This window comes from Myxococcaceae bacterium JPH2 (genome assembly GCA_016458225.1).
GTDB lineage: Bacteria > Myxococcota > Myxococcia > Myxococcales > Myxococcaceae > Citreicoccus.
Genome location: JAEMGR010000012.1, coordinates 72575 through 96119 on the forward strand (window position 1 = coordinate 72575; position 23545 = coordinate 96119).

Annotated in this window: 17 protein-coding genes; 7 read left to right on the top strand and 10 right to left on the bottom strand. The window is 70.0% G+C overall.

Annotation, left to right across the window (positions count from 1 at the left end; all coding sequences use genetic code 11):
• Window positions 1–136: 136 nt before the first annotated feature.
• Window positions 137–1627 carry a hypothetical protein gene (locus JGU66_19815; protein MBJ6763019.1) on the bottom strand — a complete coding sequence of 497 codons (1491 nt, stop codon included), beginning with the start codon at window positions 1625–1627 and terminating at the stop codon, window positions 137–139.
• Window positions 1628–1868: 241 nt separating this feature from the next.
• Here JGU66_19815 and JGU66_19820 point away from each other — a divergent pair, with 241 nt between their 5' ends.
• Both JGU66_19820 and JGU66_19825 read left to right on the top strand, forming a co-directional pair.
• A complete protein-coding gene (locus JGU66_19820; protein ID MBJ6763020.1) occupies window positions 1869–2300 on the top strand; it encodes a DUF2383 domain-containing protein in 432 nt (143 codons plus the stop codon).
• A 201-nt stretch (window positions 2301–2501) separates the two neighbouring features.
• A complete protein-coding gene (locus tag JGU66_19825) occupies window positions 2502–3308 on the top strand; it encodes a hypothetical protein (protein ID MBJ6763021.1) in 807 nt (268 codons plus the stop codon).
• Between the two features lie 16 nt (window positions 3309–3324).
• Here the strand turns inward: JGU66_19825 and JGU66_19830 are convergent, their stop codons facing one another.
• The gene (locus JGU66_19830) at window positions 3325–4419 is read right to left on the bottom strand and encodes a hypothetical protein (GenBank protein MBJ6763022.1); all 1095 of its coding nucleotides are present in this window, start codon (window positions 4417–4419) and stop codon (window positions 3325–3327) included.
• A gap of 29 nt (window positions 4420–4448) precedes the next feature.
• Window positions 4449–5009 (bottom strand): DUF2378 family protein, encoded by a 561-nt coding sequence (locus JGU66_19835; protein MBJ6763023.1) that lies wholly within the window; start codon window positions 5007–5009, stop codon window positions 4449–4451.
• A 184-nt stretch (window positions 5010–5193) separates the two neighbouring features.
• Here JGU66_19835 and JGU66_19840 point away from each other — a divergent pair, with 184 nt between their 5' ends.
• On the top strand, window positions 5194–6372 hold the full coding sequence (locus JGU66_19840) for an SDR family oxidoreductase (GenBank protein MBJ6763024.1): 1179 nt from the start codon (window positions 5194–5196) through the stop codon (window positions 6370–6372).
• 60 nt (window positions 6373–6432) lie between these two features.
• On the opposite strand, the gene JGU66_19845 is transcribed toward JGU66_19840, so the two are convergent.
• Complete coding sequence (locus JGU66_19845) at window positions 6433–8304, bottom strand: M4 family metallopeptidase (GenBank protein ID MBJ6763025.1); 1872 nt, start codon at window positions 8302–8304, stop codon at window positions 6433–6435.
• 193 nt (window positions 8305–8497) lie between these two features.
• On the opposite strand from JGU66_19845, the gene purL reads away from it, so the two are divergent.
• Window positions 8498–12397, top strand: coding sequence for a phosphoribosylformylglycinamidine synthase (gene purL / locus JGU66_19850; protein ID MBJ6763026.1), 3900 nt, complete (start codon window positions 8498–8500; stop codon window positions 12395–12397).
• A gap of 55 nt (window positions 12398–12452) precedes the next feature.
• On the opposite strand, the gene msrB is transcribed toward purL, so the two are convergent.
• Complete coding sequence (gene msrB, locus JGU66_19855; GenBank protein ID MBJ6763027.1) at window positions 12453–12875, bottom strand: peptide-methionine (R)-S-oxide reductase MsrB; 423 nt, start codon at window positions 12873–12875, stop codon at window positions 12453–12455.
• Window positions 12876–13086: 211 nt separating this feature from the next.
• Between msrB and JGU66_19860 the strand changes: the two genes are divergently transcribed.
• Window positions 13087–13503, top strand: a complete 417-nt coding sequence (locus JGU66_19860) for a CBS domain-containing protein (protein MBJ6763028.1) — start codon at window positions 13087–13089, stop codon at window positions 13501–13503.
• Window positions 13504–13590: 87 nt separating this feature from the next.
• Here JGU66_19860 and thrS read toward each other — a convergent pair whose 3' ends face one another.
• From thrS to JGU66_19875, 3 genes are all read right to left on the bottom strand, one after another.
• Window positions 13591–14793 (bottom strand): threonine--tRNA ligase, encoded by a 1203-nt coding sequence (thrS, locus tag JGU66_19865; protein MBJ6763029.1) that lies wholly within the window; start codon window positions 14791–14793, stop codon window positions 13591–13593.
• Between the two features lie 289 nt (window positions 14794–15082).
• On the bottom strand, window positions 15083–16930 hold the full coding sequence (locus tag JGU66_19870) for an OPT/YSL family transporter (protein ID MBJ6763030.1): 1848 nt from the start codon (window positions 16928–16930) through the stop codon (window positions 15083–15085).
• Between the two features lie 200 nt (window positions 16931–17130).
• The gene (locus JGU66_19875; GenBank protein ID MBJ6763031.1) at window positions 17131–18147 is read right to left on the bottom strand and encodes a hypothetical protein; all 1017 of its coding nucleotides are present in this window, start codon (window positions 18145–18147) and stop codon (window positions 17131–17133) included.
• 353 nt (window positions 18148–18500) lie between these two features.
• On the opposite strand from JGU66_19875, the gene JGU66_19880 reads away from it, so the two are divergent.
• Both JGU66_19880 and JGU66_19885 read left to right on the top strand, forming a co-directional pair.
• Window positions 18501–19313: a methylase gene (locus JGU66_19880; GenBank protein MBJ6763032.1), complete on the top strand. Its 813-nt coding sequence runs from the start codon at window positions 18501–18503 to the stop codon at window positions 19311–19313.
• A 332-nt stretch (window positions 19314–19645) separates the two neighbouring features.
• Window positions 19646–20923, top strand: a complete 1278-nt coding sequence (locus JGU66_19885; protein MBJ6763033.1) for a carbamoyl-phosphate synthase — start codon at window positions 19646–19648, stop codon at window positions 20921–20923.
• Between the two features lie 186 nt (window positions 20924–21109).
• Here JGU66_19885 and JGU66_19890 read toward each other — a convergent pair whose 3' ends face one another.
• Window positions 21110–22561 carry a pyridoxal-dependent decarboxylase gene (locus JGU66_19890; GenBank protein MBJ6763034.1) on the bottom strand — a complete coding sequence of 484 codons (1452 nt, stop codon included), beginning with the start codon at window positions 22559–22561 and terminating at the stop codon, window positions 21110–21112.
• Window positions 22562–22577: 16 nt separating this feature from the next.
• Window positions 22578–23420: a glycosyltransferase gene (locus JGU66_19895; protein ID MBJ6763035.1), complete on the bottom strand. Its 843-nt coding sequence runs from the start codon at window positions 23418–23420 to the stop codon at window positions 22578–22580.
• Between the last annotated feature and the right edge of the window lie 125 nt (window positions 23421–23545).

The window sequence follows — 23545 nt, forward strand, 5'->3', positions numbered from 1 at the left end:
GGAATGGAGTGCGACTTAATCCAGACGACGCGCCGCGCGTACGGGTCGGCGAGCGAGCGCGAGGGCTCGTCGCCGCCCGTGAGATCCACGAGCGGATCAGGCGTGGAGGGTGTGCTCGTGGATCAGCCCCGAGGCATCAGGGGAGGAGGCAGGTGCGGGTGACTTCGAGGGTGTGCCCCTTCTCGTCACTGCGCATGTAGAAGGCCGCTTGTCTCCGTGCTCCTACGTCCTCGAGCAGCACCCATTGCGCGTAAGGGACGAGGGGAATGGGCTCGGCCTGGGGCGTCTGTTGAACGGCGGCGTAGCCTTCGCTCTGGGTCCAGAGCCAGCCGTGGTACTTCACTGGGCTGGGACTCGGCGGAAGGCCCTGCTTGGCGAGCCACGCGACCTGGAGCCCCTGCGGACTGGCTCGGGCACCTGTCCAGAAGACCGTCGAGTTCGGGCCGCTGAGTGTCTCCGCCCAGAGTTCCGGTCGCCCTCCCGCGAAGGGATTCTTCAAGACAGTCAGTTGCCGCGCGGTCGTTGAGTAGTCCCGCATGACGAGTGCAATCGAGTCGTGGGGATCTCCTCCTCCCGCACCCAGTTCGACGGCCTTGAGATTCGGAAACTCGCTCGCGACGAGAACTCGCTCTGGATCAATCGGGACAAGCTCTCGGTCAAAGCGGCGCACGTGAACCGTGGTGGGGGAGCCGGGCGGAATCGGCTCGAGGAGGGTCTCCTCCATCACGACCAAGAACTCGCCGTTGCGCAGCCCCAACAACGCGGATGGATACAGACCGCTCGTCGCGGAGCTGAACAAGAGCGTCGGGCCCGTGTGGGTTTGTCCAGTTACATCCTGGACGAGGCCGTAGATGTTCGAGACATGTTCCGGGGAAATCTCCCTCCAGGTGGTGAGCAGTGCGGTGCCATCGGTCGAACTCGTGGCGCGCGCTGAATAGGGCGCGACGTTGCGTGCGAAGACGGCTTGTTCCTCCTGGTCCGTCCGCGACGCACCGGTCTCAGTGAGCGGCCGCAGAAACGCTTTCGTTGTCCCGGGCCGCGGCCATGATGAATCGTCGTACCGCGCGTAGAACAGCGCTGGCCCTTGATTGGTGCGCACCAACTGGCTGGTCACGGAGTCTCGCCAGGGGGCGGGATCATCCGTGGCGAGAGGAATCTCCGAGACGCCCATCAACTTCCCTTGTCGATCCACATGCAGCACGCGGACGACATGCGGCGTGTCGAACACCGCCACGAGGATGCCGTCGGCCACCGCGAGGCTGCTGGCCATGCCGCTGTGCAGTTCGCCATTCAGTCGCGTGACGGTGCGGGTGACCGACGGATCCGCGACGCCATCACAGTCGTTGTCGAGGTCGTCGCAGCGGGTCTCGACCTCTTCGTAGCCCGGGCCATAGGACAGGGCCGTGCAGACGCTCTCATAGACGCCGTCGACCATGGCCCGCTGCGCCCCACCGCAGACGCCGCGCGTCTTCTCGCACGGCGCGGGCCCCGCGTCCGGAGTCCCCGCGTCGTCGATTCCACTGTCCGGTGTGTTCGCGTCGTCGATCGGGGCTTCCGTGCCCGCGTCCACCTCCGAGCCGTTCTTTTCACCCGAGCAGCCAGCCAGGCACAGGAGTGCTCCGACCATCCCGGCGAGAAGCCGATTCCCACCCACGCGCATCCTCATTCCAATCTCCCTCACGCCCCGGCCCCATCGCCTGCCTGCACCATAACCGAGCATCCGCCCTCCTCGATGACAGTCGCGGCGGGCGAGAGGACGACCCCCACGACGCCCTGTCGTCGAGGGAGCAGGGGATGGGCCCCCGTTGCGGGAATACCGGCGCGCCTCACCTTTGCGCGAGCACGCACCCGTCACACCGGAGGATGTCATGGCGCACTCGGACGTCGACACGCTCAACTCCTTCCTTCGCGGAGAACTCTCCGCCGTCGAGACCTACCGGCATGCCCTCGGGCACGTGAAGGCGGACCTGGCTCGCACGGAGCTGGATGGCTGCCTCCACGACCACGAGCACCGCGTGGAGATGTTGCGTGAGCGCATCACCCGACTGGGCGGCTCCCCGGCCGAGGGCTCCGGCATGTGGGGCACCTTCGCGGAGTTGGTGCAGCAGGGCGCGGACATGCTGGGCGAGAAGTCCGCCATCCAAGCCCTGGAGCACGACGAGGACCACGGCCTCGCGGACTATCAGCGCGACGTGGACAAGCTGCACGGCGAGGCGCGTCGCTTCGTGAAGATGGAGCTGTTGCCCGCGCAGAAGCGCACGCACGAGCGCCTGAGCAAGCTCAAGCGCACCCTGCACTGACGCGCGTCGTGTTTCGGACGAGGCCTCGCCCGGAGGCGGCACTCGAGACCGGGGCAATGCGCCGTCGCTGGACGCACGGGGGCGCTTGCCCCCGCCCTCCGTGGCACGTCGCACACCCTACGTCACCGGGCCTGGAGGTTCGGGTCCCGCCTGCGATATGGGCTGGCCCGTCCTATGGGAGGAGAGGCCGGGAGACGAGGCATGCCGTTCGAGAGCGCCGACGACGCGCGCGCGGAGCCTCCTGCCCGCGAGTCCTCCCCGGATGCTTCGCGGGGGCTGACCTCGTCGGAGGCCGCCTCCCCCTTGCTCGCGGATGGCAGCCACGTGGCCGGCGCGCTCGCGGTCAGCGTCGAGGCCCTCTTCCGCGCCTCGGAGCGGGCCCTGCAGTGGGCCTGGCGCGTGCTGCAGCTCGCGCGCGCGAACACCGAGCCCACCCTGCCTGGCGCGCGTGACATCCCCGCCGAGGCGCGCGCCAGCGTGCTCGAGTTCCTGGATCACATCCCGCCCCATGTGCGGCGCGGCGTGGTGGAGCTGCTGGGCTTCTGCAACCTCTGGCAGGCCGTCTGCGCGCGGCTCTCCCGCGTGCCGGTGCGCGCGGGAGACGAGGCCTCCTGGCGTCAGCTCGGCGAGGACGTTCAGCTGCTTCAGCGCGCCGCTCAGGCCCGCCTGGGCACGGCGTTCGCGCTGGAGCAGGGCCTGCTCATGCACCTGGGCCGGTTGCGCGAGCTGTGTCGCGCCGAGGGCCCCGCGTCCGCGGAGCTGCGCGCGAGCATCGAGTCCTTCACGCGCGGGGTCGCCGAGGTCATGGCCTCGTCCAGCGCGGTGCGCCGCGCCTGGGAGTCCACCGCGGAGGATCTGTCCGAGTCCGCGTCGTGGCTGGGCGCGGGCGACCCGGGCTTCATCGCGTGGTTGGCCGAGCACCTCATGACGCTCGAGCCCGCGTGGCGTCAGGCCCACGCCTCCGCGCGCTGGCTCCAGGAAGTGGGCGGGCTGGCCGGCCACCCTTGAGGCCGGCCCGGCCGCGCTACGGCTCCACGAGGATGCGGTGCCGGTACAGCTCCAGCAGCACGTCCTCCAGCAGGTCCGCCTGCTTCAGCGTGCGCAGCCGCTCTCGGACGACGTCCACGGGGTCGGTGCCGGTGAACTCCACGAGCAGCGCGTAGGCCTCACCTGGCAGCGCCACCGCGTCGAACTCGCTGTACGCGCCCAGGGCCACGCTGCCATCGGGCAGCCACTTCACGGTGGCCTCGGGGCTGAAGCGCAGCACGCGAGGCAGGCGGGGCGCGTTGGCCGAGTGCTGCAGCTTCTCCAACACGCGCAGCTCGATGGTGCCATCCAGCCCCAGCATCTGCGTCAGGCCCTCGGGCGGCAGCGCGCTCACCACGTCGTAGCAAGCCCGATAGAAGTCGCGCTCCCGGCCCGCGTGCGCGCGCCACAGCTCCGAGTACGCTCGCTCGGGAGGCGCGGCGTCATCCAGGTCCTCCACGGACAAGGGCAGGGTGGCGTTCTCCGACTTGTCCTTGCCCGTCTCGATGTACTCCGGCATCAGCTGGAGCAGCGCGTAGCGCGCGAGCTGGATCTCCGTCAGCGACAGGTACGTCTTCAATGACATCCAGAAGCGGCGCCCGTCCGCGCCCGCCACGTACTTGCAGAAATACGTGGAGCAGACCGCTTCGCGATACGCCCAGATGGTGCAACCGCCGCTGTCCTCGGCGTAGTACGGGCAGCGCAGCGAGCGCGCGCGACCGAAGAACTGGTTGCCGTTCTTGTAGAGGTAGTTGAACTTGGCCGGCGGCTTCACCCACTGCGGCGTGATGCCAATGCGGCTGTCGATCTTCTCCTCGATGCGCCGGCGCCCCTCCGCCATGGCCGGCGAGTCATCCGACAAGAGCGCGCCCACCAGGTAGTTGGGCAGCCGCGGGTAGTACGTGCAGCACTTGGTGTCTGGCCGGAACAGCCGGTCCACGCCATCCACCGCGCCCACCGTGCCCGTCGCGCCCTGCTTGCTCATGGCGCAGTTGGCGCAGGTGGCCTTCACCTCGACGGGCACCTGCCCCTGGAAGAAGGCGGGGAACAGGTTCTGGTAGAGGGCGGGGAGGCTGTCGAGGATTCGAGGCATGGGAGGGTGTCTCGTGGGCTACAGGACCGTCAGGAAGACGGGTGGGTCCATTGCAGGTGATACGTGCACGCATCGGGTCCGTGGCGCGTGCGAGCCAGCGTCAGTCCCTTCACCCCGATGCGCACGAGCCCTTCCTCCAGCACGCCCTCCACGAAGCCCTCGGTCGCCTCGGGCTCGTTGAACCAGAGGTCCGCCGACGAGGCGCCCAGCACCGTCAGGCGCGTCTCCGTGAAGTTGTTGCCGCTGCGGAAGTTGTGCGTCATGCGCTCCAGCGAGCGCATGGGGCCCACCACGCGCGCGAGCGTGAGCACCGCCGCGCCCACGAGCGTCTGGGCGTAACCTTCAATCCATCGCCTGGCCAGTTGGCGCCGCGCGACGTCCGTGGGCACTCCCGGGTAGAGCGCCTGGGAGACCTCGTCCAGACACTTCACCCAGACGGGGTGGGGGTAGGCCGCGAGCAGCGGCGCCTCCACGTCCATGCCGAACTCGCGCAGTCGCCGGCGCAGGTCCGGCGACAGGTCGCGGGCGAGCGTCTTGCGATACAGGCTGTCCACGGTGTTGCCGAAGATGACGCGCTCGTCGCTGCCCATTCCGTCGTGCCCCCAGGGGTACCGGACGACCCGTGCGCATTCTTCGCAGAGCCGTGGAGAAGAGGCCAGCCCTTCGCGCGTGCAAGGGTTGTCCATTGCCCGGCGGGACCGGGAATAGGATGGCCCGCCAGGGATTGGAAGTGGACTCCCCCCGAGTGCCCCGTTCCCGCGGAGCTTCACGAACATGACGACGTCTCGCAGGCGGTTCCTGCAGTATTCGCTGGCGGGGTCTTCCCTGCTGGCCCTGCCCGGGCTCGCCCTGGCCGGCCCGAACCCGACCAAGAAGCGCCCTGGCAAGCGAATCCTCATCCTCGGTGGTACGGGCTTCCTGGGCCCGGCCATCGTCACGGCGGCGCAGGCGCGCGGCCACACGCTGACGCTGTTCAACCGAGGCAAGACGCGGCCCGAGCTGTTCCCCAACGTGGAGAAGCTGCACGGGGATCGCGATCCGAACAAGGACGAGGGACTCAAGTCGCTCGCCGGTCGCAGCTGGGACGCGGTGGTGGATACCTCGGGTTACTACCCGCGCTTGGTGCGCGCCTCCGCGGAGCTGCTCGCCCCGAACGTGAAGCGGTACGTCTTCATCTCCAGCACCTCGGCGTACGCGAACGACAAGACGCCCGGCGAGGATGAGAGCGCGCCCACCGCGACGCTCGCCGACCCCACCGTGGAGACGATGGGCAAGGAGTTCGAGTTCTACGGCGGCCTCAAGCGCGCCTGTGAAGAGGTCGTGGAGAAGGCGTTCGCCGCTCGGGCGACCATCGTCCGGCCCGGCTACATCGTGGGCCCGGAGGACCGCACGGACCGCTTCACCTACTGGCCGGTGCGCTTCGCGCGGGGCGGCGAGATGCTCGCCCCCGGTGCGCCCTCGGATCCGTTCCAGGTCATCGACGTTCGCGACCTGGCCGAGTGGCTGGTGCACCTCATCGAGAACGACACCTCCGGCGCGTACAACGCCGTGGGCCCAGGGATGGCCTGGACCATGGGCGGGATGATCGACACGTGTCGCACGGTGACGGGCAAGGACACGAAGGTCACCTGGGTGCCGGCGGACTTCCTGGAGAAGAACGGCGAGAAGGGCGACGGCAGTCTGCCCATCTGGATGACGCCGTCGGGCGCCACGGCGGGCGCGCACCTGCGCAAGAGCGACAAGGCCGTGAAGGCGGGCCTGAAGTTCCGCCCCGTGACGGACACCATCCGAGACACGCTGGCGTGGTTCAACGCGCAGCCGCAGGAGCGCCGCGACAAGTTCCGCGCGGGCCTGACGCCGGAGCGTGAGAAGGAGTTGCTCGGACTCTGGGCTCAGGCCTCGAAGGGCGGCGACACGAAGCCGCAGCCCGCCGCGTCCGGCAAGGGCGGGTAGTCCCGCGGCACGGGCTTCCGCGGCGGAGGCAAGGTCGAGCCCTCCGCCGCGAAGTGCCCGTCAGTACGAGCCCGTCAACGACACACCCGAGTACGCGCTGTAGCCGTTGATCATCACCCAGTACGTTCCCGCGGCGGCATGGGCCGCGATGTTGCACGACTCGGTGCTGGTGTTCGTGTAGGGCCGGCAGTCGTAGGTCGTCAGGTTGGGAGCGGTGCCGAAGCGCACGTAGAGGTCCGGGTCACCCGTGCCGCCGCCCATGACGAAGGAGGCGGGCCGCCCCGCGGGGACATCCAGGCAGAAGTACTTCTGCGTATTCGCCGCGCCGGTGATGTTGGTGACGGTGATGCCGTTGGCCAGCTTCGCGCAGGTGATGGGGGCCGGCACGCCCACGGCCTCCCAGGCATGCGTCACCGAGTCCTGGATGGCGGTGCTGTAGCCCAGGTCTATCGCCGCCTGGCGGGTATATGCCTTTGCATTCAGCATGTTGGTGTTGGACGTGAAGTAGTTCTGGAGCGCGCGGTAGAAGATGCGGCCCGCGGCCTGCGCGCCGATGGCGGCCACGTTCACCGTTGTCTTGCCATGCGGATGCGTGCCGCCCGTGACGAGCAGCTTGAACGCGAGGTTGATGATGCCCGAGCCCGCGTTGTAGTTGGGCGAGCTGCTCCCGTAGAGGTCCGGGTAGTAGTCCTTCGACACGCCATCCAGCGACGGGTCATCCATGTACCGCAGGGCATCTCCCGCGACGCCCGGCGTCCACACGTCCTCGTCGATCTTCCAGACGTCGGGCGTGAGCGACCAGAGGCCCGTGGCCCAGCTCTCACACACCGCCGAGTAGATGTCCGAGTACGACTCGCTCAGCGACAGGCTCTCGCCGCTGTAGGTCAAGTCGCTGGTGATGGAGTGCGTGAACTCGTGCACCACCGTGTCGGGGTCCGAGCACATGGGCCCGCAGGTGACGCCGTCGCCATCCGAGCACGTGATGGTGCCGTTGGTGTCGGCGTAGGCGTAGCACGCGGTCGTCGTCCCATGGACGTTGAGCCGCAGCTTCCCACCCGCCCCGTTGGCCGAGTCGCGGCCGTAGTTGAAATAGAAGCAGTCATAGAAGAGGCCCAGGTTGTCGAAGGCCTTGTCGATGACCGGATCTCCGATGGGCGGCACCACCGGCGTGTCCGTGCGACACGTCCCCTTCGTCACGCCGCTCACCGAGCACACGCTGCGGTCCTTGATGCCGTGGATGTCCGAGACACGCTGTACCTCCGCGCCGTCCTTCGCGCTCACATAGACGCGGTCATGCACGGGCATCTCGTCGCCGTCGCCGCGCACCTCCACCTCGTACGCCAGCGTCAGCGGGCCATCCTCGGAGGGGCGCACATAGACGAGCCGTGGCTCGCCCTCCACGGTGGCTTCTCCCATCGTGTTCTTCAGCGCCGTGTCGCGCGCCGCGCTCGCGTCCAGCCGAGGCTCCGCCGACACGTCCTCGCTGTCGTCGCGCGCGTCACCGTTCACGGCGTACACGCGGCCTTGCGCGTCCAGGTGGACGATGAGCTCCTGGCTCACCACCGGCAGGCCGTGTTTCGTCTGCGCGTAGCGCACGTGGGTGCGCCCCTCGTCGTCCTGGTTGATTCGCTGAACGAGCAGATCTTTCGGATCCAGGCGGAACGCGGGCGCCACACGCGCCAGGGTGGGGCTCAGCAGTCCGTGCGCCTGCCACACGGTGGCTCCGGGCAGCGGCCGCCCCGCGTCCCCCATCAGCCCTCGCAACATGAACGGCACGCCGTCCTTGTGTGTGCCCACCACTTCGACACCGGGGAGCGCGGCGAGCGCCACTCCCACGTCTCGGGAACCCTTCGCGTCGGCGGGGACTTCGGCGCCACACGCCAGAAGGGAGCACGACAAAGATGCGGCGAGCCACCGGGTGCTGCGCTTCATGGTCTTCCCCCAATAGTCGTGAATACGGCGATCGCGCAGTAAACCACGAATAGCTTGGCGCCATGAGGCGTGCTTCTCCCACCCGGCTTGTCGAGCAATCGGGCGGGCTCAATCTCCGCGCTTTGGGGGCGGGCGCGCGGTGATAAGGACGCGTCGGCTGTTACCAGAGCCTTTCCCCATTCCCAGGTTCCACATGCTCACCCTGCGTGGGGCTCCCGCCCTCTCTGATTTCCGGCTCGCCAAACTTCTTTCCCACTGCCGTGAGCGCGTTCCCGCGGTGGCTTCCGTCTACGCGGAGTTCGTTCACTTCGCCGACACCTCGGCCCCTCTCTCCGAGACCGAGCAGACGCAGCTTCATCGCTTGCTCGAGTACGGCCCGCGCAGCGTCCCGGGCGAGCGCTCGGGCAGCTTGCTGTTGGTGATTCCCCGTCCCGGCACGGTGTCTCCCTGGTCGTCCAAGGGCACGGACATCGCGCACAACTGCGGGCTGGGTGCGAAGGTGCGGCGCATGGAGCGCGGCACGGCCTTCTACGTCGCGGGCCCGCAGGGGCGCGCGCTGGAGGAGGCGGAGCTGGAGGCGCTGACCTCGGTGCTGCATGACCGCATGACGCAGGCGGTGGTGCGGCGGATGGAGGACGCGGCCATCCTCTTCTCCACGCATGCGCCTCGGCCGCTCACGCGGGTGGACGTGCTCGGTGGGGGCCGCGCCGCGCTCGTGGCCGCGAACCGCGAGCTGGGGTTGGCGCTGGCGGACGATGAGATTGAGTACCTGGTGGCGCGCTTCGGCGAACTCAAGCGCAACCCCACGGACGTCGAGCTGATGATGTTCGCGCAGGCGAACAGCGAGCACTGCCGCCACAAGATCTTCAACGCATCGTGGACCATCGACGGCAAGGCGATGGAGCGCTCGCTCTTCCAGGCCATCAAGAACACGCACGCGGCCCACCCGGGTGGCGTGCTGTCCGCGTACAAGGACAACGCGGCCGTCATCGAGGGCTTCGAGGCGGAGCGCTTCTTCCCGGATGGGCAGAGCGGCGAGTGGCGCTCGAAGCGCGAGCCGGCTCACATCATGATGAAGGTGGAGACGCACAACCACCCGACGGCCATCTCGCCCTATCCCGGCGCGGCCACCGGCGCGGGCGGCGAGATTCGCGACGAGGGCGCCACGGGGCGCGGCGCGAAGCCCAAGGCGGGCCTCACGGGCTTCTCCGTCAGCCACCTGCGCATCCCCGGGATGCCCCAGCCGTGGGAGCTGCCTTACGGCAAGCCCGAGCGCATCGTGTCCGCGCTCGACATCATGCTGGAGGGCCCCATTGGCGGCGCGGCGTTCAACAACGAGTTCGGCCGTCCCAACCTCGCGGGCTACTTCCGCAGCTTCGAGCAGCAGGTGTCCACGCCCGAGGGCGTGGAGGTGCGCGGCTACCACAAGCCCATCATGCTCGCGGGCGGTCTGGGCAACATCCGCGCGGAGCACGTGAAGAAGGGGACGCTCCAGCCGGGCGACCTGCTCATCGTGCTGGGCGGGCCGGCCATGCTCATCGGCCTGGGCGGCGGCGCGGCCTCGTCCATGGCGCAGGGCGCGAGCGCGGCGGACCTCGACTTCGCCTCGGTGCAGCGTGACAACGCGGAGATGCAGCGCCGGTGTCAGGAGGTCATCGACCGGTGCTGGGCGCTCGGCGACGAGAACCCGCTGCGCTCCATCCATGACGTGGGCGCGGGCGGCCTCTCCAACGCGGTGCCGGAGCTGGCGCACGACAACGACCTGGGCGGACGCCTGGAGCTGCGCGCGATCCCCAACGCCGAGCCGGGCATGTCTCCGGTGGAGATCTGGTGCAACGAGGCGCAGGAGCGCTACGTGCTCGCGGTGGCGCCGGCGGACCTGCCCCGGTTCCGGGCGCTGTGCGAGCGCGAGCGCGCGCTGTTCGCCGTCCTGGGCGAGGCCACCGCCGAGCAGGTGCTGAAGCTGGCGGATCAGCAGTTGGGCGACGCGCCCATCGACCTGCCCATGGATGTGTTGTTCGGCAAGGCGCCGCGCATGCACCGGGACGCGGTGTCGCGTCCGCTGACGCACCCGCCGCTGAAGCTGGAGGCCTCGTGGGCGGACATGGTGGGCCGCGTGCTGGCGCACCCGACGGTGGCGGACAAGGGCTTCCTCATCACCATCGGTGACCGCACGGTCTCGGGCCTCGTCTCGCGCGACCAGATGGTGGGGCCGTGGCAGGTGCCCGTGGCCGACTGCGCGGTGACGCTGTCCACCGTACTGTCCACCACCGGTGAGGCGATGTCGATGGGCGAGCGCACGCCGCTGGCGCTCGTGGATGCGGCGGCCTCGGCGCGCATGGCGGTGGGCGAGGCGCTCACCAACATCGCCGCGGCGCGCATCGAGGCGCTGTCGGACGTGAAGCTGTCCGCCAACTGGATGGCGGCCGCGGGCAGCCCGGGCGAGGACGCGGGCCTCTACGCGGCCGTGCACGCGGTGGGCATGGAGCTGTGCCCGGCGCTCGGTTTGGCCATCCCCGTGGGCAAGGACTCGATGTCCATGCGCACGCAGTGGGAGGAGAATGGCGCGCGCAAGTCGGTGACGTCGCCCGTGTCGCTCATCATCTCCGCGTTCGCGCCGGTGCTGGACGTGCGCCAGTCGCTCACGCCGCAGCTCGTGGACGTGGACACGGACTCGCGCCTGCTCTTCATCGACGTAGCGGGTGGGAAGCAGCGCCTGGGCGGCTCGGTCCTGGCGCAGTGCTACGGGCAGGTGGGCCCCCAGGGGCCGGACGTGGACGACCCGGCGCGCCTCAAGGGCTTCTTCGAGGCGGTGCAGGACCTCAACGCCGAGGGCCGGCTGCTGGCCTACCACGACCGCTCCGACGGCGGCCTCTGGGCCACGCTGTGCGAGATGGCCTTCGCGGGCCACTGCGGCGTGGACGTGGACGTGGCGGCGCTGGGCTCGGACGCGGTGGCGGCCCTCTTCAACGAGGAGCTGGGCGCGGTGGTGCAGGTGCGCGCCGCCGACGTGGCCCGCGTGCGCGAGGTGCTGGGCCAGTACGGCCTGGGTGCGCACTGCCACGAGCTGGGACGCCCCACGCCGGGGCTCCAGGTGCGGGTGCGCCAGGGCGAGCGCGCGCTGTTCTCCGAGGACACGCTGGCGCTGCGGCGCACGTGGTCGCGCGTCAGCTACGAGATGCAGAAGCTGCGCGACAACCCCGTCTGCGCCGAGCAGGAGTACGCGGCGAAGTGCGACGCGAAGGACCCGGGCCTGTCTCCGGTCCTCACGTTCGATCCGAACGAGAACGTGGCGGCGCCCTTCATCGCGAAGGGGGCTCGGCCGCGCGTGGCGGTGCTGCGCGAGCAGGGCGTCAACAGCCAGCAGGAGATGGCGGCGGCCTTCACCCGCGCGGGCTTCCTCGCGGTGGACGTGCACATGAGCGACCTGCTCACCGGGCGCGTGTCGCTGAAGGACTTCTCGGGCGTGCTGGCGTGCGGCGGCTTCAGCTACGGCGACGTGCTGGGCGCGGGCGGCGGCTGGGCGAAGTCCATCCTGTTCAACCCGCGCGCGCGCGATGAGTTCGCCGCGTTCTTCGCGCGGCCGGACAGCTTCGGCCTGGGCGCGTGCAACGGCTGCCAGATGATGGCGCAGCTGCGGGACCTCATCCCGGGCGCGGACCACTGGCCGCGCTTCGTGCGCAACGCGTCCGAGCAGTTCGAGGCGCGCCTGGGCACGGTCGAGATTGCTCCGACGCCGTCGCTCTTCTACCGAGGCATGGAGGGCAGCCGCATGCTCATCGTGGTGTCCCACGGCGAGGGGCGCGCGGAGTTCTCCAGCGACGCGGAGGCCGCGCGCGTCAACGGCCTGGGGTTCGTCACCACGCGGTACGTGGACAACCACGGCCGACTGGCGAGCACCTACCCGGCGAACCCCAATGGATCGCCGCACGGCATCGCCGGCCTCACCACGCGGGACGGGCGCTTCAGCATCACCATGCCGCATCCGGAGCGCGTGCACCGCACCGCGCAGCACTCGTGGCACCCGCGCGGCTGGGCTGAGGAAGGCCCGTGGATGCGGATGTTCCGCAACGCGCGGGCGTGGCTGGGCTGAGCTGTCGACATCGGGACCGTCGCGGGTTGCCGCGACGGTCGTCCGAGGCGCGAGGCTACGCCTTCACCAGCTCGAGGGGCTGGCCCTCGGCCACGTGCTTCATGGCCACGGAGTTCATGCAGTAGCGCAGCCCGGTGGGCGGCGGGCCGTCCGGGAAGACGTGGCCCAGGTGCCCGTCGCAGCGGGCGCACCTCACCTCGGTGCGCACCATGCCGTGGGACACGTCGCGAATCTCGGTGACGGAGTCCGGGCTCAGCGTCTGGGTGAACGACGGCCAGCCCGTGCCGGACTCGAACTTCGTCCCTGCCTTGAACAGCGGGTTGCCGCAGCCGGCGCACACGTAGGTGCCGGGGTCCTTCGTGCCGAGGAAGCAGCCCGTGCCGGGATACTCGGTCCCGTGCCGGCGGAGCACGTCGTACTCCTCGGGGGTGAGGCGCTTGCGCCACTCGGCGTCGGTGAGGATGAGCTTGTCCACCATGGGTCGTGTTCTCCTCGTCGGGTCTCCTGCCCGTGGCAGGTTGGATGCGCGTCACTCTATTCGGTCGCGCCGGGCGGCGTGCGAGCACGCGTGCGCCCACTCGCGCGGGTGACGTGGGCGCGGACTGGCGAGGGTGCGCGGCGCGGCGGCCGCGGAGGCTCCAGCGTTGATGCGAAGGTCCATCCACCCATGGACGCGAGGGAGCTTCGCCATGCGCATTCGTGACCTGATGACCAAGAGCCTGGAGACCATCGGACCGGACGAGCCCCTGCGCCAGGCCGCCGAGCGCATGCGCGTCCACAGCATCGGCGCGCTCCCCGTCATGGAAGGGGGCCAGCTCGTGGGGATGCTCACGGACCGGGACATCACCGTGCGCTCCACCGCCATGGGCAAGGACCCGAACGCCACGCGCGTGCGCGAGGCCATGACGTCCGCTGTCATCACCTGCGGGCCGGATGATCCCTTGAGCGAAGCCGAGCGCCTCATGGAGGACTGGATGGTCCGCCGCCTCATCGTGGTGGACGCGGATCGCCATCCGCTGGGCCTCATCAGCCTGGATGACCTGGCCACCGTGCCGAGCGAGCGGATGGTCGAGGCGAGGGAAGAGGCGCAGCGCTCCCCGTTGTGAAGCAAGGCGCCCCCCACGCGAGGGCGTCGGGGCACCTCCGGAGTGGAAGCGCGGCGTGGCGCCGTTCCACCCCGGAGGCGCGGGGGCTCAGGCGGCTCGGCGTGGCTGGCAGTCCGCGGCCAGTCGGGCCACGGCGTCATCCCATGACAGGTCTTGCTGCGAGCCGTCGCGGAGGCGCAGGCGCACGTTGTTCGCCTCCGCCTCGCGCGCGCCCACCACCGCGATGTAGGGCAGGCCGGCCTGGTGCGCGTCGAGGATCTTCCGCGACAGGGATTCCCCTCGCACGTCGGCGCTGGCGCGACACCCTGCCTCGCGCAGGCGCTCCGCGAGCTTCTCCGCGTAGTGCACGGCCTTCTCTCCCACGGAGGCCACCACCACCTGCTCCGGCGCGAGCCAGGCGGGGAGGGCCCCCGCGTGGTGCTCCAGCAGGATGGCGATGAAGCGCTCCACGCTGCCGAACAGCGCGCGGTGAAGCATCACCGGGTGGCGCCGCGCGCCCGACGCGTCCGTGTAGCGCAGGTCGAAGCGCTCGGGCAGCACGAGGTCGAGTTGGATCGTCCCGCACTGCCAATCGCGGCCCAGTCTGTCCTTCAGGATGAACTCGAGCTTGGGGCCGTAGAACGCGCCCTCGCCCGGTTGCATCCGACAATCCAGGCCCGCGGCGCGCGCGGCGGACAGGAGCCAGGACTCGGCCTGATCCCACACCGCGTCACTTCCGGCGCGGGACGGCGGGCGCCCCGAGAAGGCCACCTCCACGTGCTCGAAGCCGAAGCTCGCGTAGAACGCATGCAGCGCGCGCACGAACGCGATGACCTCTCGCTCCACCTGCTCCTCGGAGCAGAAGATGTGGCCATCGTCCTGCGTGAACTGCCGCAGGCGGAACAGGCCATGCAACGCGCCGCTCGGCTCACTGCGGTGCACGAGCCCGAACTCGCCGAGCCGCAGGGGCAGGTCCCGGTAGCTGGGGGACATGCGCTGCACGAGTTCGATGTGGCCGGGGCAGCTCACGGGCTTCACGGCGAGCTGCCGCTCACCATCCCCCAGCACGAACATGTTCTGGCGGAAGTTGTCCCAGTGGCCGCTGCGCTCCCACAGCTCCTGGGACAGGATTTGCGGCGTGCGGACTTCCTGGTAGCCCTCGCGCCGCATGCGCTGGCGGACCTGGTCCTCCAGCAGCTGGTACAGCCTGAAGCCGCGCGGGTGCCAGAACACCATGCCGGGCGCCTCCTCCTGCAGGTGGAAGAGGTCCAGGCGCTGGCCAATCGCGCGGTGATCGTGTTCGTCGAGCATGACTGCGTGTCTCCGTGTCGGAAGGGAAGTTGCCGGTCCGGACACGGGGCGCTGAGTCTTCGCACGGTCGCCCCGGCCGGAATCGGCGGGGCAGGGACCGTGCGCTCGTCAGTCCATCGACACGCGCACGGTCGCCACCTCCGCCGAAGCGGTAGTGGTGCTCGTAGTCGCGGTCGTGAAGCTGACGCAGCTCATGCGGACATGAATGTTCTGGGCCGCGCGAAAAGTCAAGGCGACCCGCAATGCGCGTGAGGTGGGTGATGAACACCTCACGGCGCGAGACAACCGCTCACGTCATCAGCGCGAGCAGGCCGTAGAGACCCACGAAGAGGAAGTACAACGACTCGCCCGCGATGAGTCCGCCGCCGACCAGCGAGGTGGTGCTCATGTCCTCGGGCAGGGCCTGCTCGCCGGGCTTCGGCGGAGACGCGAAGCGCTTGGTTCCGACGTTCCACAGCGAGGCGAGCGTGCCGCCCGCGGCGAACCAGAGGGAGACCGGCAGCGCGATGAAGGCGCCGAACGAGGACGCGTAGGGACTGGCCAGCACCACCGAGTCCAGCGTCCATCTCACCGCGGGGCCGGCGGAGTGCTCCTTGAGGAAGCGCTGGATGCCCGCGTTGCGGCGCACCAACTTGCGCAGCACCTCGAGGCCGAAGCCCAACGCCAGCCCGAAGAGCAGGGCCTTGATCTTATGGTCGGACAGCGAGCCCAGGTCGCGGATGGCGCCCACCAGCTTGTACGTCATGGCCGAGCCCCACTGGCCCGTCTTCACGCCCGGGTTGTCGAGCTGGTTGATGGCGAGCACGGGGTAGGCCCCCATGAAGACGCGCGCCAGGCCCACGCACAGGATGGCGCCCATGGTGATGCCGAGCACCTGATAGCGGAACTGCACGACGCGGTTGGTGCCCAGGCGCCAGCCCGTGGAGCGATCCTGCTGCATGTCACAGCCCACGGCGGTGGAGATGAGCAGGATGGTGGAGGACATCAGGCCCACCAGCGGATCCTTCAGGCCGAGCATGGACATCAGCAGCACCGACATGACGAAGGCGCTGGAGATGGGGTTGTTGTCGCTGATGCCGTAGGCGATGCCGTTGATGAGCACGAAGAGCAGCGCCAGCACGAGGCCGAACACGATGAAGCCCACCGGCTGGTGCAGCACCTGCGTGGCCACCGCCACCACGGCCACGCCCCAGAACAGCACCCACGCGAGCAGGCGCGGGACGTTCACCTTCTTCCACGCGGGCTCGTCGCCCTCGGCCACCGGCGCGGCGCCGCGGATGCGCGCCACGGCCTGCACCGCGAGGAGGGAGAGGTCCACGATGGCCGCGCCGCAGATCATCGCCAGGCCGATGAGGAAGCCAATCTTGCGGAAGGGGTCCTGAGGACCGAGCCAGCCAATCTCACGCAGGTAGGGCGTCAAGGCATAGCCGGCCACGCCCATGACCGCGACGGGCACGGCGACGGTGCTGCCCACCACCATGCCCGCGCCCACGGTGGAGGCGCTGAGGCCCAGGCTCCCCAGCGAGGCCACCTTCTCCGTCGACCACGCGACCATCGCGCCCATGCCGGCGCCGCCGCCCAGCTTGGCGATGGAGGCCTTGAGCAGGCGCTTGTCCGTCAGCGCGCGCAGGATGTTGGCGACCGCGTAGCCGGACGGATAGTCGAGCTGGAGCCGGTCCACGAGCAGCGGCGTGTAGAGCATGCCCACGCCCACGCCGAACATGCCCACGCAGCCCACGAAGAGCATGAGCTGCCACGCGGGCGGCATGGGCATGCCCAGCCACACCATGGCCTGCACGAGCACGGACATGGCGCACAGCGAGGCCACCGAGGCGGCCATCGTCTGCATGTAGTTGGCGCCGTGCTTGCCCTCCGCGCCGTAGCCGTAGGTGACGGCGCTGCCGAGGATGCCGGCCAGCACCTGCCCGCCCACGAAGAAGCCCAGGCTGAAGTTCATGTACGAGGCGGCCACGCCGCCCAACGGGCCGAGGATGAAGATGGCCACCGTGCTCAAGAGCAGGTGGTACTTCCAGGTGCCCACCGCGGGCAGGAAGCTGAAGCGGGGCGCTTCAGCGCCGGGCGCGGCGGACGGAGACTCGGCGGAATTCGAGGGGAGGGGCTGGGCGGGTTGTGCCATTCGGGCGCGAAGGGTAGCGGCCTTTCACCTGCGGTCACAACCTGACTGGTGAGGCGAGCCTGCCCGGCCCCATGGCGAGGAGGGTCCCCGCTCGTCGCGCGGCGCGGCATGCCTGAGGGGATTCATGCTGCGCCCAGGCGTCAGTCGGGCTTGGCCCACCTTGGTTCGGAGAGCCGCGGGCGACCCGGAGGCCCTGGGGATCAGGTGCGGAAGTCACGCAGCCGCGGGGCGGCGGCTCGGACCTCGTAGAGCCGATAGGCGTAGAGCGCGGCGAGGAGCACGAGGCACGCGACCGCCACGCCGACGTGTCGATCGATGAGCGTGCCCACGCTCCAGCCGTGCTGATCCACGAGCTTGCTCGGATCGCTCAGGCCGACGCCCTCGATGTCTCCGAAGGGGATGCGGTCCACGTCCTTTCGTGCGCCCCACCACGTGTGGAGGCTGTCCATGAACGCAATCGCTCCCATCACGAGGAAGCCCCAGCGCAGGCCGCGCTCGCGCAGCGCGGTGCCTCGGCGTGCATAGAACAGGGACATCAGCGCGGTCCCCAGCACCAGACAGCCTGCGTCCCCACCGAAGGTGATGAGCGCGCGCGCCTGCTGCGCGCTGGTTCCGAGCGTCGCGACTGCTTGGAGCAGGAGCAGCGCCGCCGCGCCGAACATCCACGACCTTCGGCCCGTCTTCCAGCCACGCCAGCCGAGCGCGCCGAACATCCCCGCGAACATCAGGCTCAACACGGGCGAGCGTGTCTCCGCCGTGTACGTGACCCACAGCGAGGGCATCGCGCTGAAGCCGCAGAACCACGCTGTCACCGCGTGCCCGAACTCGTGCACGTGCATGGAGAGGAAGATGCGCGCGAGGCCGCGAAAGCCTGTGCCCATCACGACGTAGGCGAGTCCCATCGTCACGGGGAGGACCCAGAAGCGCTGGTGCCATTCCAGGCGAGCCAGGGCGAGTTCCGCCTCGTCGGGGCTCGGTGCGTCGGTGGGTTCGGGAGGCCGGAGTTCAGCGAGCAGCGGGGTGAACGTGGGAGTCTGCGGCAGGGACTCCCGCACCTCTTGCAAGGCGCGCTGTCGGTCCTCGGCCTCGCGCGCCGTGGCGGCCTGGCGAGCCCGTGCGTCCGCCTTGGCGTAGATGACGCCGCAGCGTGGGCACTCGGGGCTCTCGGCGCGAGCGGCTCCACAACGTGGGCAGGTCAGGACGGGGGCGGGCGTCACGCGAGCCAGCCTATCGCGAGGCGTGGGCCGGACGCTCCGAGGGGGCGTGACTTCGAGGCGCATGCACGGCGCGCAATGCTCCGTCGGTGGGCGTGGGAGCGCGTCATGGCGGGATGCTCGCAAAGGGCGAACCGGATGCGTGGATGGGCTGGAGACGCTGCATCGTCGCGACGTGCATGGCATTGACTGCCAGGCGCAAAGGGCCGGCCCGTTGCAATGATTGAGGTCGGCACCGAGGTGTCGCGGTGCGGGCGCGCGTCATTCCGTGCTGCGCGAGAGGTCGGCGGGGCCTGGGGGCGTTTCGTGCTGTCGCGACTTGACGCTCGCTCGGGGCTCGCCCATGACCCGGAATCATGACGGGCCTCGACACTCCCACGCGCGGTCGGACCGCGCCGGGGCGCCTCCGCGCGCTCGACGACTACTTGTGTCATGCCGAGTCCACGCTGCTCTCTCGTCACGAGGGGCCCTGGGCCCGCGCGGCCTTCGTGGACGTGGGCTTTGGAGAGCACCCCTGGACGACGCTGGAGAGCGCCGCCGCGTTCCGCGCCCTGAACCCGGACCTGCCTGTCATTGGCGTGGAGCTGGACGAGGCTCGGGCCCAGGCCGCGGCCTCCGCGCACTCGGACGCGCTCACCCACTTTCGCCAGGGCGGCTTCGCGCTGCCGCTGGGACCGGATGAACCCACCCGCCTGGTCCGAGCCATGAACCTGCTGCGCCAGGGCGCTCCCGAGCGCGTCCCCGAGGCGCATCAGCGGCTCGCTCAGGCGCTGCTGCCCACGGGGCTCGTCGTGGAGGGCAGCAGTGACACCCCCGGCGCGGTGCTCGTCGCACACCTCTTGCGGCGCGGCGAGGGCAGTGGGGACCTCACACGCGAGGCCCTCTTGTTCCACACGGACTTCTCGCGCGGCTTCGCACCATGGTTGTTCCGCGACTGGCTGCCCCGTGACCTGCGCCGCCGCGTCCGGCCCGGCGAGCCCCTGCACGCCTTCTTCAGTGAATGGGAGGCCGCTTGGACCCAGGCCCGCGCCGAGGGACACACCGCGCCGCTCGAGGCGTTCCGCGAATCCGTCGTGGGGCTGGCCTCGCGCGTCCCAGGCGTCACGACGGACCCCTGGCTGCTCTCGCGTGGCTACCTGCGGTGGGCACCCTCCGAGGGCGTCCCCTGACGCGAGGCGTCCCACCTCGTGGGGCAGGCTTCGCATGGGGCTGGCTTTTTCCGACCCGCGGGCATTCCTAGAGGGAAGGGCGAACCGCTATCCTTCGAAGACTTCCCCTCACGACGGCCTCCATGAAACGGCACCTGCTGACGCTTCTCACCGCCAGCCTGATGGCGAGCACCGCGCTGGCGAGCACCCCGGTCGTAGATCCGGGCGCGGTTCGTCACCATCGCCCCCACCGCAGGTCGCCGCTGCGTCCACGCCGCGAAGAGCGGGACGCCGCCTCGCTCGAAGTCTCCCGCGAGGACGAGGCCTCGACCGAGCCCGCGGCGGTGGCACGCATCCACGGGAAGCCTCCCGTGCTGCTGTTCTCCGCCGGCTTCTACGGCACGCTCGCGGCGGCTCGCTGCTTCGGGCGCCACGGCGTGGACGTGACGGTGGCGGACCCCGGCCGGCTGGGCCCGGCGAGCTGGTCGCGCTTCGTGGGCCGGCGCGTCCAATGCCCGCGCGAGTCAGACCCCGAGGCCTTCCTCGCGTGGCTCATCGACTTCGGCCGCCGCGAGCCCGTCAAGCACGTGCTCTATCCCACGAGTGACGAGCTGGCCTGGCTCATCTCCGCGCACCGCGAGAAGCTGGAGGGACTCTTCCACCTCTACGACCCGGGCGTGGATGCGGTGTACGGCCTGCTCAACAAGCGGCGCCTCTACGAAGAGGGCACCGCGGTGGGGCTCCACCTGCCGCGCACCTGGTTCCCCGAGTCCACGGCGGACCTGGAGCACGTGCGCCGCCACGCGCGCTTCCCGGTGCTCCTCAAGCCCACCACGCAGATCCTCCACGCCACGCACCGCAAGGGCCAGCCCGTCGCGACGCCCGAGGCGCTGGAGCGCGAGTACCGCGACTTCGCGCGCGACACCTACGCGCCCATGCTGGTGAACTTCGACCCCGCCGTGGTGCGGCCCATGGTGCAGGAGTTCCACCCCGAGGCCGCCGAGGGCATCTACAGCCTGTCCGGCTTCGTGGATGAATCCGGCGACCTGTTCGAGCTGCGCGGCGCCATGAAGGTGCTCCAGCGTCCACGCCGGCTGGGCGTGGGCGTGTGCTTCGAGTCCGCCGAGGTGAAGCCCGAGCTGGCCGAAGGGCTCGCGCGGCTGTGCAAGCGCGTGGGCTACCACGGCGTCTTCGAGGTGGAGTTCATCCAGACGAAGGATGACTTCCTGCTCATCGACTTCAACCCGCGCTACTACGGGCAGATGGGCTTCGACATCGCCCGTGGCCTGCCGCTGCCGATGCTCGCGTACCACTCGGCGCTGGGGGACCGTGTGTCCTTGCGCCGCGAGGTGGAGGCGGCCCGCGCGGCGGGGCAGGACGCGAGCGGTGAGGTGTTCTGCAACCGGATTGCATTGGAGATGCTGTTGAGCCTCCAGCGCTTGTCCGGCGCGCTGCCAGCGGACGAGGCTCGGCAGTGGCGGCGCTGGTTCGAGGACAACCGCGCCCTGGCGGTGGATCCGCTCATCGACCCGGATGACCTCATGCCCGCCGCCGTGGAGCTGGCCCAGATTGTCTATGGCTCCGCGCGCCATCCGCGCGCCTTCCTGCGGATGATGGTGCTCAACCGCTGAGCGCTCGGCTCAGTCCTGTCGCAGCGTCAGGTCCAGATGCTGCGACACGGCCCGGGCCAGGAGCAGGGCCTCGTCGCGGTCGCGGCTGCCCGCGAGTTCTGGCTCCAGCCACCATCGACTGCCACCGCATCGCATGTGGCTTCCGACCAAGCGTCGGGAGCCGGCGCGAAGAGCGTCCACTCGGCGTCAGGACGCTGCGCGAAACGGGGCAGGAGGGGTCGTCGCGTCGAAGGTGACCAAGTCCTCGAACGTCTCCGCGCGGCGCAGCAGTCGCTCCTCGCCGTTGTCCAACGCGACGATGGCCGGCTGCGGGAAGGAGAAGGACGTGGCGAAGGGGACGCAGTACGCGCCCGCGTCCATGATGGCCAGCGTGTCCCCCACGCGCAGCTCGGGCAGGCGCACCGCGTTGTAGAGCGTGTCGCCCGGGGTGCAGATGGGACCCACCACCGTGTACGGCCGCGCCGCCAGCTCCGCCTCGGGGCGATCCACGTGCAGGAGCTGGTGGTACTCGTTGCGCACGCACTCGGCATGGTTGATGCCCATGTCCATCACCGCCCAGGTGCGCTCCGGGCCGGCCTTGAGCGTGTGCACGCGGCCCAGCAGCAACTGGGTGTCGCCCGTCATCGCGCGGCCGGGCTCCAGGAAGATGCGCGGGCGGGCCCGGCCTCGGCGCTCGAAGTGCGACTCCACCTGCTCCACCACGCGCGCCACATAGCGCTCGATGGAGAGCGCGGCGGCCGGATCCGGCGCGGGCAGGTCCCGCTGGAACGTCTGGTTCAGGCGCCAGGCGCGCGGATCCACGTGCTCCACCGTGGGCGTGCACAGGCTGCCGCCCAGGTCGAGCACCTCCAGATTCAACCCCAGCTCACGGTGGAGCGTGTCCGTGAAGTCGAGCACCGCGCCGACGAAGCCCTCCAGCTCGGCCTCGGTGCGCAGCGTGGCGCCCCGGTGCGCGTGCAGGCCCACCACGTCCAGGGTGCCCAGCTCGCGCGCCTTGCGGAACGCCGCCAGCGCCGCGCCGCCCGCGATGGGCGTGCCGAACTGCGCCGTCCAGCCGTGGCCCGTGGAGACGCGCACCGCCACGCGAGGGCGCCGCTTCAGCTCGGCGGCGTGGCGCGCGAAGACGTCCAGCTCCTCCACGTGATTGGCGGCGAGGAGGCCGATGCCCCGCTCGATGGCCTCGCGGATGGAGGCGTCCGACTTGACGGGGCCGTTGTAGACGATGCGCTCGGGTGGCACGCCCAGCTGGAGCGCGAGCCACATCTCGTACGCGGAGATGACCTCGGCGCCCACGCCGCGCTCGTGCATGAACGACAGCACGCCGGGCACGGGGTTGGTCTTGTACGAGTAATACACTTCGCAGCCCCCGGCGCGTCCCGGCGGCACCGCGAGGAACCGCTCCAGGTTGCGGCGCAGCGCGGCCAGGTGCACCACGTGCAGCGGCGAGCCCCAGCGCTGGGTCAGCTCCGCGAGCGACACGCCCTCCAGGCACAGGCCCCGGCCGGGGACGAACTCCAGCCCCCACAGCGAGGCGGGCAGCGCGGTGCGCGAGGGCGCGAGGGCCCGGCGCACCACGGGACGAAGCGTTTCCTTCAGCCGCTGACGGGCGGCCCCGACGAGTCGATGGCGCAGGCTCACGCGGGCGTTCTCTCTCTCACGAGGCGCGCGGCAGCCGCAGCGGCAGGCGGCGGGCCACGTCGAAGGGCAGGGCGCGCAGGGCGAGCTGCAGCGCGCGGTACTCCAGCTCGCCGTGGGCGCGCCGGTATTTGGAGTGGATGATGGCGTTGGACTCCATCACCAGCGTGCCGTCCTTGCCCAGGTTGTGCATGAGCGAGGGCTTGCCCACGCGGTAGTGCAGGATGGGGCGGTTCACGTAGACGTGGCCGTGGTGGCGGATGCCGCGCAGGTAGAAGTCCACGTCCTCGTAGACGGGGATGTTGGGGTCGAACCCACCCAGCTTCGCGAAGTGCTCGCGGCGCACCATGCAGGCCGAGTTCACCATCAGCGTCCCGCGGAACAGGATGTGCGCCACCGTCCACGCGCTGTTGGGCGTGCTGGCCCCGACCTTCGCGGCCCACTCGAAGTAGGTGCGCTTGTCCTGGAGCCAGTCGGCGTCCTCGCTGAAGGGCACCACCCAGCCCACCGCCACGCCCGCGTCCGGCCGCGCATCCAGCGCGCTCACCATCGCGTGCAGCGCGCCGTCCGCCAGCATGTCGTCGTCATCGAGGAAGTGCAGGTAGCGCCCCTGCGCCAGCGTGGCCCCGTGGTTGCGCACCAGGGCCGGCTTGCCGCGCGAAGGGACCTCCTGCTTGAGGTAGCGCACGCGCGCGTCGCCCATGGCTTCCACGGCCTCGCGCGCCGTGCCCTCGGCGGTGTCGTCCAGAACGATGACCTCGACGCGCACGCCCTCCTGGCGCAGCGCCGACCGGATGGCCTCGACCACTTCCTTCTCGCGGCGGTGTGTGGGCATCACCACCGAGACGTCAATCTGGGACATGTCAGCCTTATAGCGGCCGGGCCCCACGACCGAAAGGCGGGTGGCCCTCCGCGTCATGTTTGGCTTTCACCGGAACCGCGACGCCGCTGGCGCGCTTCACTCGCTCGCAATGCGAGGGCCGCCAC

Coding starts and splice junctions, on each gene's coding strand:
- JGU66_19815 (MBJ6763019.1), bottom strand. CDS start 1,627: ATGGTCGGAGCACTCCTGTGCCTGGCTGGCTGCTCGGGTGAAAAGAAC.
- JGU66_19820 (MBJ6763020.1), top strand. CDS start 1,869: ATGGCGCACTCGGACGTCGACACGCTCAACTCCTTCCTTCGCGGAGAA.
- JGU66_19825 (MBJ6763021.1), top strand. CDS start 2,502: ATGCCGTTCGAGAGCGCCGACGACGCGCGCGCGGAGCCTCCTGCCCGC.
- JGU66_19830 (MBJ6763022.1), bottom strand. CDS start 4,419: ATGCCTCGAATCCTCGACAGCCTCCCCGCCCTCTACCAGAACCTGTTC.
- JGU66_19835 (MBJ6763023.1), bottom strand. CDS start 5,009: ATGGGCAGCGACGAGCGCGTCATCTTCGGCAACACCGTGGACAGCCTG.
- JGU66_19840 (MBJ6763024.1), top strand. CDS start 5,194: ATGACGACGTCTCGCAGGCGGTTCCTGCAGTATTCGCTGGCGGGGTCT.
- JGU66_19845 (MBJ6763025.1), bottom strand. CDS start 8,304: ATGAAGCGCAGCACCCGGTGGCTCGCCGCATCTTTGTCGTGCTCCCTT.
- purL (MBJ6763026.1), top strand. CDS start 8,498: ATGCTCACCCTGCGTGGGGCTCCCGCCCTCTCTGATTTCCGGCTCGCC.
- msrB (MBJ6763027.1), bottom strand. CDS start 12,875: ATGGTGGACAAGCTCATCCTCACCGACGCCGAGTGGCGCAAGCGCCTC.
- JGU66_19860 (MBJ6763028.1), top strand. CDS start 13,087: ATGCGCATTCGTGACCTGATGACCAAGAGCCTGGAGACCATCGGACCG.
- thrS (MBJ6763029.1), bottom strand. CDS start 14,793: ATGCTCGACGAACACGATCACCGCGCGATTGGCCAGCGCCTGGACCTC.
- JGU66_19870 (MBJ6763030.1), bottom strand. CDS start 16,930: ATGGCACAACCCGCCCAGCCCCTCCCCTCGAATTCCGCCGAGTCTCCG.
- JGU66_19880 (MBJ6763032.1), top strand. CDS start 18,501: ATGACGGGCCTCGACACTCCCACGCGCGGTCGGACCGCGCCGGGGCGC.
- JGU66_19895 (MBJ6763035.1), bottom strand. CDS start 23,420: ATGTCCCAGATTGACGTCTCGGTGGTGATGCCCACACACCGCCGCGAG.